This window comes from Candidatus Curculioniphilus buchneri endosymbiont of Curculio glandium, from assembly GCF_964275155.1.
Taxonomy (GTDB): domain Bacteria; phylum Pseudomonadota; class Gammaproteobacteria; order Enterobacterales; family Enterobacteriaceae; genus Curculioniphilus; species Curculioniphilus buchneri.
Genome location: NZ_OZ193413.1, coordinates 110,539 through 128,332, shown reverse-complemented (window position 1 = coordinate 128,332; position 17,794 = coordinate 110,539). Strand labels below are relative to the sequence as shown.

The following is a 17,794-nucleotide window of genomic DNA, read 5'->3' as shown; positions in this document are numbered from 1 at the left end:
AAAACAAAATAATGGATTAAACATAAATTAGAGAAAGAAATAAACTTAAATATAATATAACTCAATATACCACACTAAATATTTAAAAAAATAGAAATTGAATGAGTGAAATAGTAATCTATCAGTTTAACATAGTATTAAATGATCTTTATATATTTTAGAATTTATATTCTTGCATATCGTTTTGACTACTTTATAAAATATAAACAGAATATTAACGATAAATAACATATAAAGTACAATTTAAAAAAATAAAAAACAGTTTTTTCATTGAAACATTTACAGAATCGAAATTCTAGTTATGTCGCCAATAATATTGCATTATGGAAGATGAGAAAATTATTTAAGATATTTCTTATTTTTTAAATTAAAAAGATTTATATATATTATTATACAATTTTGAATCACATAAGATCCAAAAAAAGACAAAATTATAACGTAAAAAATAATAACATAATAATATTAATATCAAACAAATCTTTTAAAAGAAGCATAAAAAGTATAGTAAATTATTTTAGTTAAATCTATATCTAAAAAAAGAAAAAATATACGCCGGAAGATAAGAGTGACCGGCGTTTAAAAAACTATTTCAGTAATTGTCGTGCCTTAAGTAATACATTTTCAATAGTAAATCCGAATACTTTAAACAAGTCTTTCGCTGGCGCTGATTCACCGAAATTAGTCATACCGATAATATCGCCGGAAAATCCAACATATTTATACCAATATTCTGCAATACCAGCTTCAATAGCAAGACGAGAATGCACTTTTTTTGGTAATACTGATTCACGATATTCTATGTCCTGTAAATCAAAAATATCAGTAGATGGTAATGATACCACACGAACTTTATAGCCTTCATCATGCAATTTCTGATATGCCTCAACAGCCAGCTCTATTTCTGAACCGGTAGCAATTAAAATTAATTCTGGTTTTTCTCCTATGCAATCTTTAAGAACATAACCACCTCGAGCAATATTTTTTACTTGTTGCTGAGTTCGATTTTGTTGTACTAAGTTCTGACGAGAAAGAATCAACGCAGTTGGACCATCATAGCGCTCAATAGCTTTTTTCCAAGCTACTGCTGTTTCTACTTGATCACAAGGACGCCAAATACTCATATTAGGCGTCATACGCAACCCAGCTAACTGCTCGACTGGTTGATGAGTGGGACCATCTTCACCTAATCCAATAGAATCATGGGTATATATCATAATGTGACGCATTTTCATCATGGCTGCCATGCGAACTGCATTCTTAGCATATTCAACGAATATTAGAAAAGTAGAAGTGTACGGTAAAAATCCACCATGTCGAGCAATACCGTTACCAATAGCTGTCATACCAAATTCTCGAACACCATAATTAATATAATTGCCTGCGGGATTATCAGTAATAGATTTAGAATTTGACCACGCAGTTAGATTACTTAGTGTCAAGTCTGCTGAACCGCCAAGTAATTCCGGAAGAATAGGTGAAAAAGCCTCAAGAGTATTTTGAGATGCTTTCCGACTAGCTATTATAGCTGGCTTAGTTTGTAACTGATCAATTATTTTTTGACTTGTTTCTTGCCATGTTAAGGGTAGATCCCCTTGTATGCGTCGTCTAAATTCTTTAGCTAATTTAGGATAGTTTTTTTCATAAAGCTCTAATTTTTTATTCCAGTTAAGTTCTTTTGTATGACCTATTTCCTTTGCACTCCAACTACGATAGATCTCTCTTGGAATTACGAAAGGCAATTCCTTCCAGTTTAGTGCCTTACGTGTAGCAGCAATTTCTTCTTCGCCTAAAGGAGCACCATGGGCGATATGTGTTCCACTTTTAGTTGGAGCACCAAAAGCAATAATAGTTTTGCATATTAATAGTGATGGTTTATCAGTGACGCGGGAGATTTCAATTGCCTCTTTAATAGAGTTACTATCATGTCCATCTATGTCTCGGACTACATGCCAGTTATAGGCTTCAAAGCGAGCAGCGGTGTCATCCTTAAACCAATTTTTGACCTCACCATCAATAGAAATACCATTATTATCATAAAATAATATTAATTTACCTAATCGCATGGTTCCAGCTAATGAACATACTTCATGTGAAATACCTTCCATCATACAACCATCTCCAAGAAACACATAAGTATAATGATCTATAATCTTATGTTCGGGACGGTTAAACTGTGCGGCTAAAGTACGTTCAGCAATCGCTAAACCAACGGCATTGGCAAGACCTTGTCCTAATGGTCCTGTAGTGGCTTCTACTCCATCAGTATAACCATATTCTGGATGTCCTGGTGTTTTTGAATTCAGTTGTCGAAAATTTTTCAAGTCTTCAATGGTAATATTATAACCGCTAAGATGTAACAAGCTATAAAGAAGCATCGAACTATGACCATTAGATAAAATAAAACGGTCTCGGTTAATCCATTGAGGATTAGATGGATTATGATTTAAATAATCTCGCCAGAGAACTTCGGCAATATCTGCCATGCCCATAGGAGCACCAGGATGGCCGGAATTGGCTTTTTGTATAGCATCCATACTTAAAACACGAATTGCATTGGCAAGCATTTTTCTAGATGTCATGAACATTCTCCAGATTTTATAATTTTGATGCCAAAAGATTTTCAAGTTTTCGTTGATCAACGGCGAATTGACGAATACCTTCAGCCAATTTTTCTACAGCCATTGGATCTTCATTATGTTCCCAACGAAATTCCGATTCAGACAAAGGCGTTGGTTGATGAACTTTTTCTATTATTAAAGGAAATAATTTACGAACTACGGGATTGTTGCTATGATATAATTTTTCTATTAAAGAAGGTGAAATAGTTAACCGATCACATCCAGCCAGAGCTAGAATCTGTTCAGTGTTTCGAAAACTAGCCCCCATAATAATGGTGTGATAATTGTGCTTTTTGTAATATTCGTAAATTTTACATACCGATTTTACGCCTGGATCGTCATCTACTGAATATGGATGTAAAGATTGACGTTGATTATACCAATCGTAAATACGACCTACAAACGGAGAAATCAAATATACGCCTGCTTCAGCGCAGATACGCGCTTGAGCAAAGGAGAATAATAACGTTAAGTTACAATGTATATTTACTTTTTCTAGTTCTTCCGCAGCTTTTACTCCTTCCCAAGTAGAGGCTAATTTAATTAAAATACGAGATTTTTCGATGCCATTTTCTTGGTATAAATTTATTAATTTATATGCTTTAGTTACGCACATGTCTTGATTAAAAGAATCTCGTACATCTACTTCAGTAGAAATCTTTCCAGGAATGTTTTTCAAGATCTCTGTGCCGATATTAATTGTTAATTTATCACTAGCATTGATGATTTGTGTTGTGCGATTTCCACCTTTTTTTCGAGCATAAGTGATTGCATTGTCAAGCAATGGCTGATAGTTCATCAGTTTAGTCGCCTGCAAGATTAAAGATGGATTAGTAGTAGCATCTTGTGGTTTATAGTGTCGAATAGATGCAATATCTCCACTGTCAGCTACAATGGTAGTAAATTTTTTAATATCTTCTAATTGATTCATCTTTCTACTCCGCAATATATAATATAAAAACTTTTTAAAAATAAAGGATAACTTTAAGACAACAATTCCATTCATGAGATTGATAATGCAATGAGATTATGTTTTCTAAGGATATGCCATGATGCTAAGTTTAATAATGTAATGTTATGTTGCGATATTATGTTTAACAAACATCTAGTATAAGATATAAATAGAAAACATTAAGATTATTAACTATAATTAATCATCAACGTTCATAACATTTTATTCCATCTAATAACTTCAAATGAAACATATCAAGTCTTTTGAATATAAGACTACTTTTCTTTACATAATTTTTTATAGTTCTTTCTTTTTATAACTCTGTAATTAATTAGATAAGTAAATTATTTATGTAAAACAATATGTTCTTTGTCGCACTGTCAGTTGTTAACTTGCTGTTATATTTTAGGTAACCGAAAAAAATTAAATTTATGACATATTGATATCAATAACTAGCTCATGTCATTTTCATATCTATAAATAGAATACAAAAATTACAGTATTAAAAAAGATCAAATTCAATATATTTTACGTTGTGAAGTGGCAAGCAGTAAAATTAAGAATTAATATTCTTCTTGTTTATGTATAATCGTTTAGATGTAAAGTGTAGATTAAAGTTATCATTATCTTGATAAACTAACTTTGTTAGAAGGAAATGTTTATATAAAAAAATAAATTATTAGTGGTATAAAAATAAGTTGTTAATTTCAGAAAATTTTCAAAAGTATTTATAAAAATATTAATCGCACTGACATTATGTATTATTCAAAGCGGTCAACACTATGGTTAGTAGTGAATATGATGATGTTATTTACTATATTGACCAATAAATAATGTCTTTAGTAACCTTATAGTTAATGTGAATTTGAGAAAATCATCATTGATAAAATTATTATATTAAGTATTTTAATATAAGTTTACGTTAGTATGTTTAGTGGATACGTAAAAAAGAACATTTTAATGTTTACAAGCATTATTTATTGATTTTTTTAATAAAAATTGTCGTAGAAGTATAAGATTTACATTTACATAAAAAAATGACGTTCATCGTGACAGTAATTACTAATATTAACATATGGAAGAAGATGTTGCTACCATGATTCCCACTTCAATATTTTCGTCAAAGGCTTCTTTCTTTTGCATGAAGCTGGACTTGTAATAAATCTAACTCTACATTCAAAGTATGTGCTTATTTCAGAGAAATGATTATAGGATGCATAATACGTAATTTTCTAAATGCCGAGGCACGTAAAATGGTGTTCAATTATTGTGCATGGAATATATCTTGTCGATATAAGCCAATACATATAGTTCGACAATCGAGAAATGGATTTTTGACTTTAATAAGATTTATATATGTAAAGTTTTATCAGTACCAATATCTGTTGTAGGATAGTAATTACACCAGTTATCATAGATTGAGCACCTACTTTATAAGCTTGAATCATTCTTCCTCAATGGAGGAATATAGTGCGGTTCATAAATAAAAATTTAGTACGATATAGCTCTATTCCTTCAGTACTATTGAATTTAATTCAGGACAAATCTTGCATTTTATATCAACACACATTGACAATTTATGCCCGTCCTATGTCATAGGAGTTAAAAATTTTACTGATTAATTCATTTTTTTCTATATATTGGATTTTTAAATTTTTTAGATCTTTAACGATCGCTGACAATTCTAGAGAACGTGCCATTATTGAAGTATGGGAAGTTTGTCTACCTCTATCAGTAAAAAACCTAACACCGTATCTAAATTCAGTTAAGCTATCTGATGATGTAAGATCTTCTGTTACTAATATAACTTTTTCATTGGTCGTTTTGAAGATCTTCCATGGACATGTGAGGAATATTACATGGTAGACGTTGACCAACGTCGCGTATATCTTCTTACTAAAAATAACTCTTGGTGAAAATATAATACTTGAGGATCATAATCCAATCCTATTTTGCTACTTGTGTCAATGTGTTAAATAAAAAAGACAATGCTATTCTACTTAAGCATTTTTATTAATTTTACCAAATGTTCTATCGCTTCTTGTTCATCTTTTTCTTCAGAAAAAAGAGTAAAAATGCTGTGCTTTAAAATACTAAGTATTTGAAATTTAAAAAATTTTTTCGGTAACACATTGTCTATTAGAGATAATGGTAATATCAGAAATAAAGCTTTTAACTTCTTTGACAAATCGCACAGAAGGACGAGAATGAAAATCATTAAGAGCAGTCGGTGTAACTTTTTTAGTACACGGTTATTTTTCAACCTAAGTAAATTGATAGTACAATATATAAATTTTGGTCTTATCCTAAATAAGAGATTATTTTTCTAAGGCAGCTCATTTTGTATAAGTTGTATCTATGATAGAAAAAGATCTTTTGTTGAATGAAATTACATTGCATGTAATCATAATTACATTGTGTAATTTTTATATTTTGATCATTAGTTATTATAGAAAATTTTGTTAAAGCCTTAAAAAAAACTCTTTTATTGAACAATAACATTATTGTTTAAATACTTTTTAATACATTAGATAATGATGCTTTCATCTATATAGTTTATTTCATAGAAAATATTCCATTTTAATAGGAATGATTTTATAAATTAATGTGAGTAATAATATGTAAAAATAAGGACATAAACAGATTAGCAATAGAAAAAATTTTACTAACGTCTTATTATTATTTAGGAATAAAATAAAAATACTTTCATATTTTTAGGTTAAATGGAATATAAAAATTATATACAGTATTAGCTATCTTTTGATAGGTCATATTCAGTGATAATGGCTTTACGTTGGTTTTATATAATAAAACAGGATTTGACTCCACGCATTGTATGTAATACAATTAGTATTAATATCTTAAAGTGTTTTCAACTAACGTTATGTCTCTTATTTTTTTGTCTATCATAAACATACTAAATATGTTTATTTTTATACAATATTTGTTAAAGAAATATAACTTAAAAAATTGAATATCATGATTAATATATAACTTATATTTATTAGTTTGATATTGTATGCGATAATTTTAATGTAAAAAAAGAATTGTCATAAAAAATTTATATTAACAAACTGACATTTACTTTAATATTGACGAATTAAATGAAATATCACTAGTATCTTAGTAATTCAAGAGGTGCTCCATGATTTCATTTTCAGTGAAACTAGAACAAATATTCTTCTAATCTGAGTAAAATTTCAACTTGGCAAGTTTCATTATTTTATTTACTTTCCTATGAAAGTTATTTCATCTACTTAATGAAATGATTTAAGAAAAAGCCACAATTAAAATTAATCATCTATACTAAAATTAAATAAAATAACAAGTGTATGAAATAGTTACATATGGCAACATAAGTTAGATTTAGAGTCCCTTAGCATCATGATAGTATGTATCATCTATATTTTACTTGTTGTATATTTCACATATCTAAATGCAGCTATATTGTCTAATTTTTAGTGGAATTCATGCTCAAATAATTCTTACTAACCATATTCTCTTTTGATTCTTTAAACACATTGATTAAATTATCCGTTTAATTGACAGTCTAAGTATATTGACATTGGTAAATATTATAATGATATATGGATTGATAACGGTTAAAATTAGTTGATCTTAAAAAACTTAAGGTTTTTTTAGTTATGATCCAGATCATTCTCTGCTGTTACTTTGAATCATCATATAGTTTTATATAAATCTTTAGTTATTTTAAGACTAATTAGCAATTAATATTAAAACAATATAATTTTATATATTATATGATAATACTTATAACAACATATCATAATAATATACTAATTTAATGGTAAAAATTAGTGAATAGTACTCTTGTAAATTAGTGTTAAATTTAAGTCAACGCTTGATTTTCTTTTAAGAAGATAGCACTAATGACATTAAATCAATGAATAATTATTTAATATAGTGAGCATAATACAATGAGACATTATTAAATTTTGACAATGTAAATAATGCTATTGTCTGTAATATATTGTCTATATGACATGTCGCACCAAATTCCTAATCTAAATTTTAAATAATATTTAAGTTTACTAAAAATATGTACTAACAATTAAAATTTCAACTACAAGAATATATTATTTAATGAGAAATAATGATACATAATTTTTTCTAATTGTAGAAAATATCTTATAAAAAGTTATACATGGATTAAAGGATAAATGCAAGTACTACTATTATTTAATTCTATTGGTTAATTACATCAACAATGTTAAGCGCTCGTTATATAATGTTTTTAAAAAATTTTATTTGTGGTGTGGACCATGAAACAAATTGAGCAACAAATTTTAAAATTACGAGAAATATTACGATATTGGGCGTATTTATATCATATTAAAGATACAAATGAAGTTTCCGATAACGAATATGATCGCGTTATGGCAATATTACATAAGTTAGAAAAAAAGCGGCCAGATCTTCTTACCTCTGACTCTCCAACTCAACTTATAGGAACAAAAATACAAACCAATTTTGTCCCAGTTCCGCATAAAGTACCAATGTTATCGTTAGATAACGTATTTAAAGAGCAGGATTTTCTTGCATTTGATAGACGATTAAAGTCAAGACTGCATTGCGAAAATGATATAACTTACTGTTGTGAACTTAAATTAGACGGCATCGCAGTGAATTTACTATATAAAAATGGCATACTAATACGAGCCTCTACCCGAGGCGATGGTATAACTGGTGAGGATATTACTGCCAATGTACGTACTATCCAAAGTATCCCAATCAATATAAAAAATTATGAAGATTTTCCACAACTTTTAGAAATTCGTGGTGAAGTATGTATGCCTATAGCTGGATTTTTACGACTTAATGAAACGGCTAAGCAAGAAGGAAAAAAAATTTTTTCCAATCCAAGAAATGCTGCATCCGGTTCTTTACGTCAATTAAATCCAACAATAACAGCTAAACGCCCATTAATCTTTTATTGCTATGGAATTGGAATCCGAGAGGGAGGAAAATTACCTACAAGTCATTGGAACATGTTAAAACAATTAAAACACTGGGGTATACCAGTTAATGACTGGAGTTGTCTCTGTACCGGTACTCATGCAGTCCTCGATTTCTATCGTAAAATCCATAAAGAACGCCTATATCTCTTATATGATATTGATGGAATTGTAATAAAAATAGATTCGATAGATATACAACAAATTTTAGGGTCCATAACTCGTTCGCCTCGTTGGGCTATTGCATATAAATTTCCTGCTCAAGAAAAACTGACTCAGTTACAAGCAATAGACTTACAGGTAGGACGAACTGGTATCATTACTCCAATAGCGCGATTTGAACCAGTTCTGATTTCAGGTGCTATGCTTAGTAGTGCTTCTTTGCATAATTTCGCTGAGATTGATCGACTTCAATTAATGATTGGTGACATAGTGATCGTACGTCGCGCTGGTGATGTGATACCGAAAATTACTGGGATTGTTTTAGCTAAACGACCAAAAACCGCGCAACTAATATCCTTTCCAAAACAATGTCCAATCTGCCACTCCAATATTAAACGTATACAGGGACAATCAGTACTGCGTTGTTCTGCTGGATTATTTTGTTCTGCACAGCGTAGGAACGCATTGAAGCATTTTGTTTCACGTCAAGCAATGAACATTGATGGCATGGGAGATAAAATTATTGATCAATTATTAGAACTTGAGTTGGTGCAAAATCCAGCTGATTTATTTAATCTTAATAAGACACAGATTGTTGCTTTAGAACACATGGGTAAAAAATCGGCGAATAATCTTCTGATAGCGTTATCACAATCTAAAAAAACCACATTTTCACGCTTTATTTATGCGCTTGGAATTCGTGGTGTTGGTATAGCTAAAGCCAATAATTTGGCCATTTCCTATGGTACAATGGAAGCTCTGATGGTTGCTGATATACAATCTTTAGTAAAGATTAAGGATATTGGTGATACTGTGGCTCTCTATGTGAGAAATTTCTTTGATAAAAATGAAAATATTAAAGTTATCAAAAAATTACTTAATCCTTCGATTGGAATATCTTGGCCTATGATGGAGGCTTCGTCTACGACAATAATTGAAAAAAATTTATTTTTTGGAAAAATTGTTGTACTAACTGGAACGATACATACACTCTCACACAATGAGGCAAAAAATAAACTTATCGCTCTTGGTGCTCGGATTAATAATCATCTTTCCACCAAAGTTAATTTAGTAATTGCAGGAAAGTACGCAGGCACTAAACTTTTTAAGGCAAAACAACTCAATATTCCAATCATGAAAGGGGAAGATTTTCTATATTTTTTAGATCAGTCATTTAATAAAATAAAAAAATAATAGGAGCTTACCATTAAAATAGAATAGACCAAATATTGCTTAATTAAGTTCATCTAAAATTTTTAAATATACTAAATATTATAACAATTAACATTTAGCTAATTTTTTTGATGTACAATCAACGCATATATATCAGTGATATTGATACTATAGCGTTCCTTGCTATCAAAAAATGTAGATAAAATTCTATTATTATTGATAATCTACCATTTGATATGATTGAATATAAAAGTTTAATGTTCAAGCCAATCAATTAAATTAGTCAAAACTAATATGAGCATACGAATTAAAGTCAATGTCAGTATTGATGACTTCTACCTACTAGATTTATATATGTGTATATAAACAATTTTATTAAATACTACTTAGACATGGCAGTACTCATCCACTATATTAGTGATCAATTATATTAACATTACTCATGTTTTTCAAATCCTGATCAATTAAGAAAAGACCGTTAGTATCTACATTGACTATGGTAAGTTTATCAATGATAGATTTAAATATTTGCTCTTCCTCACGTTGTTCAGCTATGTACCACTGCAGGAAATGAAACGTTGAATAATCTTGTAACGTTATTGCAGAATGAACCAAATTGTTGATTTTGTAAGTAATTGTTTGTTCATGTTCGTAAGCATGTGTTATTAATTCAGTTAACGATAAAAAACATACCGATGGAGCTTCAATAGAACCCACTACTGGCATCATGCTCATATCGTTTAAATAATCAAACATGCGATACATATGATTCATTTCAGCCATAGACTGTTTTTTAAAAAACAGATTAGCTCCTTTTAATCCTTTGTGATTGCACCAAGCACTCATTTGTAAATAGAGATTAGCAGAAAAAAATTCAAGATTTAATTGTTGATTTAATTTATTAACCATTTCTTTTGTTATCATCACTAAATATCCTTTCAGTATAAAAAAAGCACTAGATATATTGTATCCGAATTCTTTTCAAAAAAAAGAAATCTTATGCAAGCTAAGAACTTAGAACTTTAGCTTTTTTGAATGTATTCGTTTAATTTAATTAAAATTTATTTTGTTTCAAATAAAATTTTTGTAGCAAGTTGATGCTACATTCCACTATTTTTCTTATGGAATAACAATGTTATTAAACATTGATTAATTTACCCATCAAGTCTTAAATTATAAGTAGTGATTAAAATTAATATTTTCTATACGAAATGAACGTAATAAACTAGCTAGAAATTGATATTTCAATAACCTCATTGTCGAAATGAAAATGGAATGTAAAATACGAACAATTAAATTTCAAAAAAGATATTTTTTAATAGAGGACCATATAGTCTTTTTGTGAAAAGCGCTATTAAAGTAACAGTATATCATAGTACAATTATATTAATCTATAAATATAATTTATGGAAGGTATTAATGTTATAAAAAAATTTCCACATCCAAAACAATAAATTTATTGGATGTGGAATGAGTTCATATAATCAGACAATTTACATTAAAAAACTAAATTTTATGACTAAATCGTAACGCTGCTTCGTCCCAATTTACTATTTTCCAAAAAGATTGAATATATTCCTGGCGACGATTTTGGTATTTAAGATAATAGGCATGTTCCCATACATCCAGGCCTAAAATTGGATAACCATAAGTACCGGAAATCATTGTCCCCATTAAAGGATTATCCTGATTAGCAGTTGATACGATAGTTAGTTTTCCATTTTGTTTTACCAACCAAGTCCAACCGGAACCAAATCGAGTCATAGCTGCATGTTCAAATGATTTTTGAAATGTGTAAACACTACCAAAATCTTGCTCAAGAGCCAACTTAAATGTACCTTGCAAAATACTACCTTGTTTCAAGCCCTTCCAAAATAAACTATGGTTAGCATGACCCCCTGCGTTGTTACGCAGTATAATTTTTTTATCTTCTGGAACTTGATCTAACTTTTGTATGAGTTCTTCTACCGGAAGATTAGAAAATGTTGGTAGACATTCTAAGGCATTATTGGCATTGTTAATATAAGTTTGATGATGTTTAGTATGATGAATTTCCATTGTTTTTTTATCAATATACGGTTCTAAATCCTCATAAGCATATGATAGGTGAGGTAGTGTAAAGCTCATAACAATGCCTCCAGTTTAGTGAATGAATACTTTTCATTAATAGTAAAATTTACATTCTTTATTATATTTGATTAAATTTTGAACATGATATTCAATCAGTTGCTCAAAAAATTAAACATTTATTTAATTATATAGACAAACTATATACACTTGTTAATTTTTTTAAATTTGATGCTTATAAAGATTTTAATTAACGTTAAAATTTAAAATATTAAATTAAATTTAAGAGTTATCATCTAAGCATCGATAAATTTCATTTTTAGATAATTTTAATCGAATTCACCAATTTTTTTAGAATTTTTAAAATTATTGAAGTAATATAAGTCTAGTTGATCAGTTATTTTATGTAAGTTAATAATAATGTATTAATTTTTTTATAAAAAGTCATCCTTTGGTAAAGTAATTATAGAATATAATTACTGATTCTGCTAAAACATCAACTTTTTAAAAAATGTCATTAACTAAATATGAATCTATGATTATTCACAACGATCATTAAGATATGTTAACTTAATGTAAAATTAGTTTTCTTTGGTAAATTTATAGTGAATAAATTATGAATTAAAATAAGAAGATATTTCCTAAAATAAATGCCATTAATATCAAATTATTTAGTTATCAACATATCATATAAAAATGCATATGCGTTATATGGATCATGTAAATATGATTAAATGATCGCACATACACTTATGTATATATAGGTATACGCAATTTATTATAATCATTGTCTAATAGTCTAATACCTATATCTAGCCTATCTATTGCAATAGATTATCAATTTTTCATATCTGTTACAGACGTTCTAACTTATTTTAAAACTAGTATTTATGATTAAAATCAATAAATAGAGTGATAGATTTTAATGATTTATCGATTAAGGTAACTCATAAGCTAATGTCAGCCTTATGACAGTACTAAACGACTACTCAGTAAATGCCTTTTATTATAATATATAAATTTTTACTATTCTGCAAAGAGTTTTTTTAACAATCTACAATTCTAATAATATTATATTGTTATTTAACAACTCATTATATAGAAAAATAAGTTAATTATAAATATTTAAAAATCACTATTCATTTAATCCAATATCACACAATAGTTCATTAAACTGAAAAATTATTTATTTATTATAAAGATGATCATTCAATGACTCTGTTATTTATGAATATAAACCATAATAATTTCATTATATGTATATATAATTTATCTTTTATATTATTAAATCAATTTAATGCAGTGCTATTGCTTTTTAAATCTATGTAAAATTGATACTAATATTTTAACACAAATAAATTATACTAATTTATTTTATATATATCAAATAATACTGAATTAAATTCAAAATTAATTTTACCCATAACAGATATATTTAATTTACACCTTATTGATTTTTTTCAAGAACAACACCTCGTATAAGGCATTATGGAGAATAACAGAAAATATTATTTTCACTGTTAGTATGGTAGTGCAACATGCATATATAAAAGAGATGTTCTTTATATACTAAAATATATGATTATAATTTTTAAAATTATCATAACATCATGTATATATATAAAATATTTTAAGCTTATAAATTAAAAATTTAGCAATAAAAATATTTAAATATATGGTGAATGTATTTATAAATTTAATAAACTATTTAAATTTTAATTTAAAATAGGACAATGTCTAAAGAATGATTAAATAGTCTTGGATACTAGATCCAAGCTCAACAAAGTATAATGAATTCTTGGTACATTACATTCAGACTATAAAATCTTTGTCATATAAAGACACATAATGTCATGTACTGATCAAATAAGTGTATGTTTAACTTGCCCATTCATCTTTTTGTGCACGCCTAAGAAGTGTTAATGCTGCTTCATGTGCATTTTTATTTTTATAAAGTATTTGATAAATTTGTTCGGTGATGGGCATTTCAATCCTATAACGGTTAGCCAGTAGTAATACCTCTTTAGTATTTTGATAACCTTCTACAACTTGTTTGATCATTTTTTTTGCATCTTTCACACTCATTCCTTGCCCTAGTAATATACCAAAACGCCGATTTCGAGATTGATCGTCGGTGCAAGTTAACACTAAATCGCCTAATCCTGCCATTCCCATAAAAGTGATAGGCTTTGCGCCTATTGCTTCACCAAGGCGTGATATTTCTGCCAGTCCTCGAGTAATTAGCGCAGTACGTGCATTTGCGCCAAAACCAATTCCGTCGGAAATGCCAGCTCCTATAGCAATAACATTTTTTAATGCACCACCTAATTGAACACCAATAAAGTCCGTATTACTATAAACTCGAAAATTTTTTTCACAATGAAGCAATTTCTGTAAATCAGCGCTAAATGTAGCATCAGTTGCGGATAAAGTAATTGCAGTAGGCAATCCAACTGCTAATTCGCGAGCAAAAGTCGGACCTGATATAACAGCTAACGGTATTTTATCGCCTAATATATCGCGAGCTACATCCTGTAGTAACCGACCGGTTTTTTTTTCGAGTCCTTTAGTTGCCCAGACAATACGCGAATCAGATCTTAGATAAGATCTGATTCGCATGAGAACAGTGCCAAATACATGACTAGGAACAACAATCAATATATTTTGGCTAGAAGAAGCTAGTGCTAATGATAAGGAAGTTTCTACATGCAGTGTCGGAGGAAACGGAATATCAGGTAAAAACGCTTGATTACAACGCGTTATCTTCAATTTCTGAATATGGCTTGGATTGTGTCCCCATAATAAAACTTTATGACCATTACGTGCTAAAGTAATGGCTATAGCCGTACCGTAAGAACCGGCACCAATGATAATAATTGATACTTTAACAGACATGATTAGTTAACTCGAATCGGTTGGTTGGCATCTTGCTCATGTTCCTGTTGTTGTAAATATTGCATGAATAAAACGTCAAAATTTACTGGAGATAAATTAAGTTGGGGAAAAGTTCCACGAGAAATTTGACTAGTAATACATTCTCGGGCATAGGGAAATAAAATATTTGGACAGTAGACACTGAGATAATGCGCTATTTTGTCATTTGAAATACTAAAAATAGTAAAAATACCTGCTTGTTGTACTTCGCATAAAAATGCAATATCTTCCTTTAAAGTAGCTGTTACAGTAGCCTGTAACACAACTTCATAAATATCTTCCAGTAATTGAAAAGAAGTGGTTTTAAGCTCTAGTTGAATTGCCGGCTGCCATTCTTTTTGGAAAATTCTAGGTGCATTTGGTATTTCAAATGAAATATCTTTGGAATAAATACGTTGAATCTGAAAAACTATTTCAGTATTCTTTTTGTCTGACATTAAAAACCTTTATAATCAAAATACTCAGTATAAATGCATATTTAACAATTTTATCAATTTTTTTATTTGTTAATTATAGCAGATAAACCGCCGTTTGCATCAAGAGCATATAGATCATCATAGCCACCTACATGTTTACCATCGATAAAAATCTGAGGTACAGTGGTACAACCGCCACTGCTCTGAATTAATTTGTTCCGTAACTCTACATTGTGATCAATAGTAATTTCTTGATATGATATTTGCCTACGACTCAGTAAATCTTTAGCACGTTGGCAATAAGAACAAGTTGACTTGGTATAAATTTTAACGTTGGCCATTTTTTTCCTTTCATATTAAAATGAAATATAATTTCATTAATTTTGGATTAAGGGCAGATTGTCTTCATTCCAACCGGATATTCCTTCTTTTAAAACATATACTTGTTTAAATCCAGACTTAGATAAATTACTTGCAAAGTAACGAGCGTTTATACCGTTCGAACAAACAACTATAATCGGCTGATTTTTTGCTTTTTCTAAGCTCTTAATATTGCCGGGCTTAACGTGGTCTACTGCTAAATTTACACTATTAACAATGTGTCCTTTTCGATAATCTTCGTGTTTTCGTAAATCAATAACAATAGCATCATTTCTATTAATTAATTTAATAGCCTCATATCGAGCAAGTTCATGAATTTTAGAAAACCAGCCTTGTAAAGTAGTAAAAACTATTGCTCCTAAGAAAATTATCCACAAAAGACTTAGAATGGGATGCATTTCAATAAATTTTGCAATTTCATGCATTTTCTAAAACACTCCCGTTAGTAATTACTTCTTATATATATAGCATTGCAGCATACTTTTTATTGTTTAACGCATATAGATAATGTATTAAAACAATACCTTACAAGCTGACCGCAACACATATTATTTATAATAAATTAACATGTTTATTTATAAAATAATAATTAGAATAGCATATATTTAATATGACACGGACTTGAGTTTTATGTCATTAAAATGTAATTTATATTTTACACATATATATTTGTATATAAAGATCGTATATCATAATCGGATACTATGAATAATATAATAAATATTGTGATGGTATGGTACCATAATTTTCTTTCATATGAAATAATAAATGTTTAGACAAAACATCGCATTATAGCATATATATAATATAAAATAAAAAACCAATTTAGACTAGAGATATTTTTATTAGTGAATTATTATAATCTATAGTAATTAAATCCAAAATAACTAAATTAATATAACTTTATTAGATCGTTACAATGATAGAACATCAGTGTAAAATTATAGAATTTTTGATATTAATATGAACATTGCAATCTGCAACTAACTGAATAAAAAATCACTTGATGCGGAGATTATTCTTGCTTGATTCGTTTTTAAGAAACAGAAAACAATCAACTTCTATTTTTTATAATAAATTTTAAGAATCCAAAATTAAGAATATTAAAAAAATAATAGAATGTTTTTCATTTTAACATAAAATGTTAAATATTCTCATATCATTATTGAAAAACTAATTTTTTAGTACTAATAGAGATAAATAAGATCTTGCGGTTTTTGTATTTTTATTTATATCTTAATATATCAGTCAAGTTAGCTAACATAATAATTAACAATGATTTATTAACAATAAACTACTGTTCTATATAAACAGATCCATATTGTATGGTATATTGAGGTTAAATGATACTGATTTCAGTATTATAAAATTCTTTAAAAAAATTCATATAATATCTGTTTATTTAGTAATTTTACTATGACACGATGTCTAATGTTCATTAGAATTTATCTCATAAGGATATAAATATATATTCCTAATTAATAAATAATCATAGTTGATTTTAAAAATTAAATTAAAGTTTTTTAGATTTGTATTGTTCTTATTCTTATCACTATAATTTCATATATTTGATTTGATTAGCATTCCACTACGTTTGTAGATATCTTATACTTATGTAGATATCTTATACTTAACTGCATGTTTAAATGTTTAGCTAGAAATAAAGATAGGCTATATTAGTAGCTTCTATATTTATTTTATTAGCATCTTCAGATTACATCCATTACGATGAACCACTGCATTCACATCAACTAATCTTTTGTTGTTGTGGCTGCTTTGCTTTGTCTCAAAGACAATAATTTTTTACTATAGATTCTATGGCTAATGTTGCTTGCATCGTAGATAACTCATTTCTTTAAAAATTATATCAATTAGTTGGAGCTTATTTATATATGTTGTCCTGACTATTTATGTTTTTAGTCAATAAGTAATATTGATTGTAAGAGATATACTAATTTATGATATTTGTCATATATTTATAGATATAGGAATGTCTTGTACTCTTTTCTTGTAGTTCAGTAAGATGAATAAAAACAATTATGTTACATATGATAAGTCAATAAAATAGATACATTATATTTTAACTTCTAAAACACTGATTCAGTTTTCATTATT

Annotated in this window: 11 protein-coding genes; 1 reads left to right on the top strand and 10 read right to left on the bottom strand. The window is 28.3% G+C overall.

Going from position 1 to position 17,794, the window contains the following annotated elements; translation table 11 throughout:
* Positions 1 to 584 precede the first annotated feature (584 nt).
* The 4 genes from tkt to ACICP0_RS00360 all read right to left on the bottom strand — a co-directional run bounded on the left by tkt (position 585) and on the right by ACICP0_RS00360 (position 5,765).
* Complete coding sequence (tkt, locus tag ACICP0_RS00375; RefSeq protein ID WP_395479995.1) at positions 585 to 2,579, bottom strand: transketolase; 1,995 nt, start codon at positions 2,577 to 2,579, stop codon at positions 585 to 587.
* A 16-nt stretch (positions 2,580 to 2,595) separates the two neighbouring features.
* Entirely contained in the window at positions 2,596 to 3,549 is a 954-nt protein-coding gene (gene tal / locus ACICP0_RS00370; protein WP_395479994.1) for a transaldolase, read from the bottom strand.
* 1,598 nt (positions 3,550 to 5,147) lie between these two features.
* Positions 5,148 to 5,447, bottom strand: a complete 300-nt coding sequence (locus ACICP0_RS00365; RefSeq protein ID WP_395479993.1) for a PEP-utilizing enzyme — start codon at positions 5,445 to 5,447, stop codon at positions 5,148 to 5,150.
* Positions 5,448 to 5,678: 231 nt separating this feature from the next.
* Positions 5,679 to 5,765, bottom strand: a complete 87-nt coding sequence (locus ACICP0_RS00360) for a hypothetical protein (RefSeq protein WP_395480222.1) — start codon at positions 5,763 to 5,765, stop codon at positions 5,679 to 5,681.
* A gap of 2,088 nt (positions 5,766 to 7,853) precedes the next feature.
* Between ACICP0_RS00360 and ligA the strand changes: the two genes are divergently transcribed.
* Positions 7,854 to 9,902 (top strand): NAD-dependent DNA ligase LigA, encoded by a 2,049-nt coding sequence (gene ligA, locus ACICP0_RS00355; RefSeq protein ID WP_395479992.1) that lies wholly within the window; start codon positions 7,854 to 7,856, stop codon positions 9,900 to 9,902.
* A gap of 393 nt (positions 9,903 to 10,295) precedes the next feature.
* Here the strand turns inward: ligA and ftnA are convergent, their stop codons facing one another.
* The 6 genes from ftnA to ACICP0_RS00325 form a co-directional block, all read right to left on the bottom strand.
* The gene (ftnA, locus tag ACICP0_RS00350; protein WP_395479991.1) at positions 10,296 to 10,805 is read right to left on the bottom strand and encodes a non-heme ferritin; all 510 of its coding nucleotides are present in this window, start codon (positions 10,803 to 10,805) and stop codon (positions 10,296 to 10,298) included.
* Positions 10,806 to 11,387: 582 nt separating this feature from the next.
* Positions 11,388 to 12,008 carry a superoxide dismutase [Mn] gene (gene sodA / locus ACICP0_RS00345; RefSeq protein WP_395479990.1) on the bottom strand — a complete coding sequence of 207 codons (621 nt, stop codon included), beginning with the start codon at positions 12,006 to 12,008 and terminating at the stop codon, positions 11,388 to 11,390.
* A gap of 1,818 nt (positions 12,009 to 13,826) precedes the next feature.
* Positions 13,827 to 14,843 carry an NAD(P)H-dependent glycerol-3-phosphate dehydrogenase gene (gene gpsA, locus ACICP0_RS00340; protein WP_395479989.1) on the bottom strand — a complete coding sequence of 339 codons (1,017 nt, stop codon included), beginning with the start codon at positions 14,841 to 14,843 and terminating at the stop codon, positions 13,827 to 13,829.
* Positions 14,844 to 14,845: 2 nt separating this feature from the next.
* On the bottom strand, positions 14,846 to 15,319 hold the full coding sequence (gene secB / locus ACICP0_RS00335) for a protein-export chaperone SecB (RefSeq protein ID WP_395479988.1): 474 nt from the start codon (positions 15,317 to 15,319) through the stop codon (positions 14,846 to 14,848).
* A gap of 62 nt (positions 15,320 to 15,381) precedes the next feature.
* Positions 15,382 to 15,639 (bottom strand): glutaredoxin 3, encoded by a 258-nt coding sequence (gene grxC / locus ACICP0_RS00330; protein ID WP_395479987.1) that lies wholly within the window; start codon positions 15,637 to 15,639, stop codon positions 15,382 to 15,384.
* Between the two features lie 36 nt (positions 15,640 to 15,675).
* The gene (locus tag ACICP0_RS00325; RefSeq protein ID WP_395479986.1) at positions 15,676 to 16,104 is read right to left on the bottom strand and encodes a rhodanese-like domain-containing protein; all 429 of its coding nucleotides are present in this window, start codon (positions 16,102 to 16,104) and stop codon (positions 15,676 to 15,678) included.
* Positions 16,105 to 17,794: the final 1,690 nt, after the last annotated feature.

Bases quoted from the DNA above. Each gene is read 5' to 3' on its own strand.
- tkt (WP_395479995.1), bottom strand. From the start codon at position 2,579: ATGACATCTAGAAAAATGCTTGCCAATGCAATTCGTGTTTTAAGTATG.
- ACICP0_RS00325 (WP_395479986.1), bottom strand. From the start codon at position 16,104: ATGCATGAAATTGCAAAATTTATTGAAATGCATCCCATTCTAAGTCTT.
- grxC (WP_395479987.1), bottom strand. From the start codon at position 15,639: ATGGCCAACGTTAAAATTTATACCAAGTCAACTTGTTCTTATTGCCAA.
- ftnA (WP_395479991.1), bottom strand. From the start codon at position 10,805: ATGATAACAAAAGAAATGGTTAATAAATTAAATCAACAATTAAATCTT.
- secB (WP_395479988.1), bottom strand. From the start codon at position 15,319: ATGTCAGACAAAAAGAATACTGAAATAGTTTTTCAGATTCAACGTATT.
- sodA (WP_395479990.1), bottom strand. From the start codon at position 12,008: ATGAGCTTTACACTACCTCACCTATCATATGCTTATGAGGATTTAGAA.
- ligA (WP_395479992.1), top strand. From the start codon at position 7,854: ATGAAACAAATTGAGCAACAAATTTTAAAATTACGAGAAATATTACGA.
- tal (WP_395479994.1), bottom strand. From the start codon at position 3,549: ATGAATCAATTAGAAGATATTAAAAAATTTACTACCATTGTAGCTGAC.
- gpsA (WP_395479989.1), bottom strand. From the start codon at position 14,843: ATGTCTGTTAAAGTATCAATTATTATCATTGGTGCCGGTTCTTACGGT.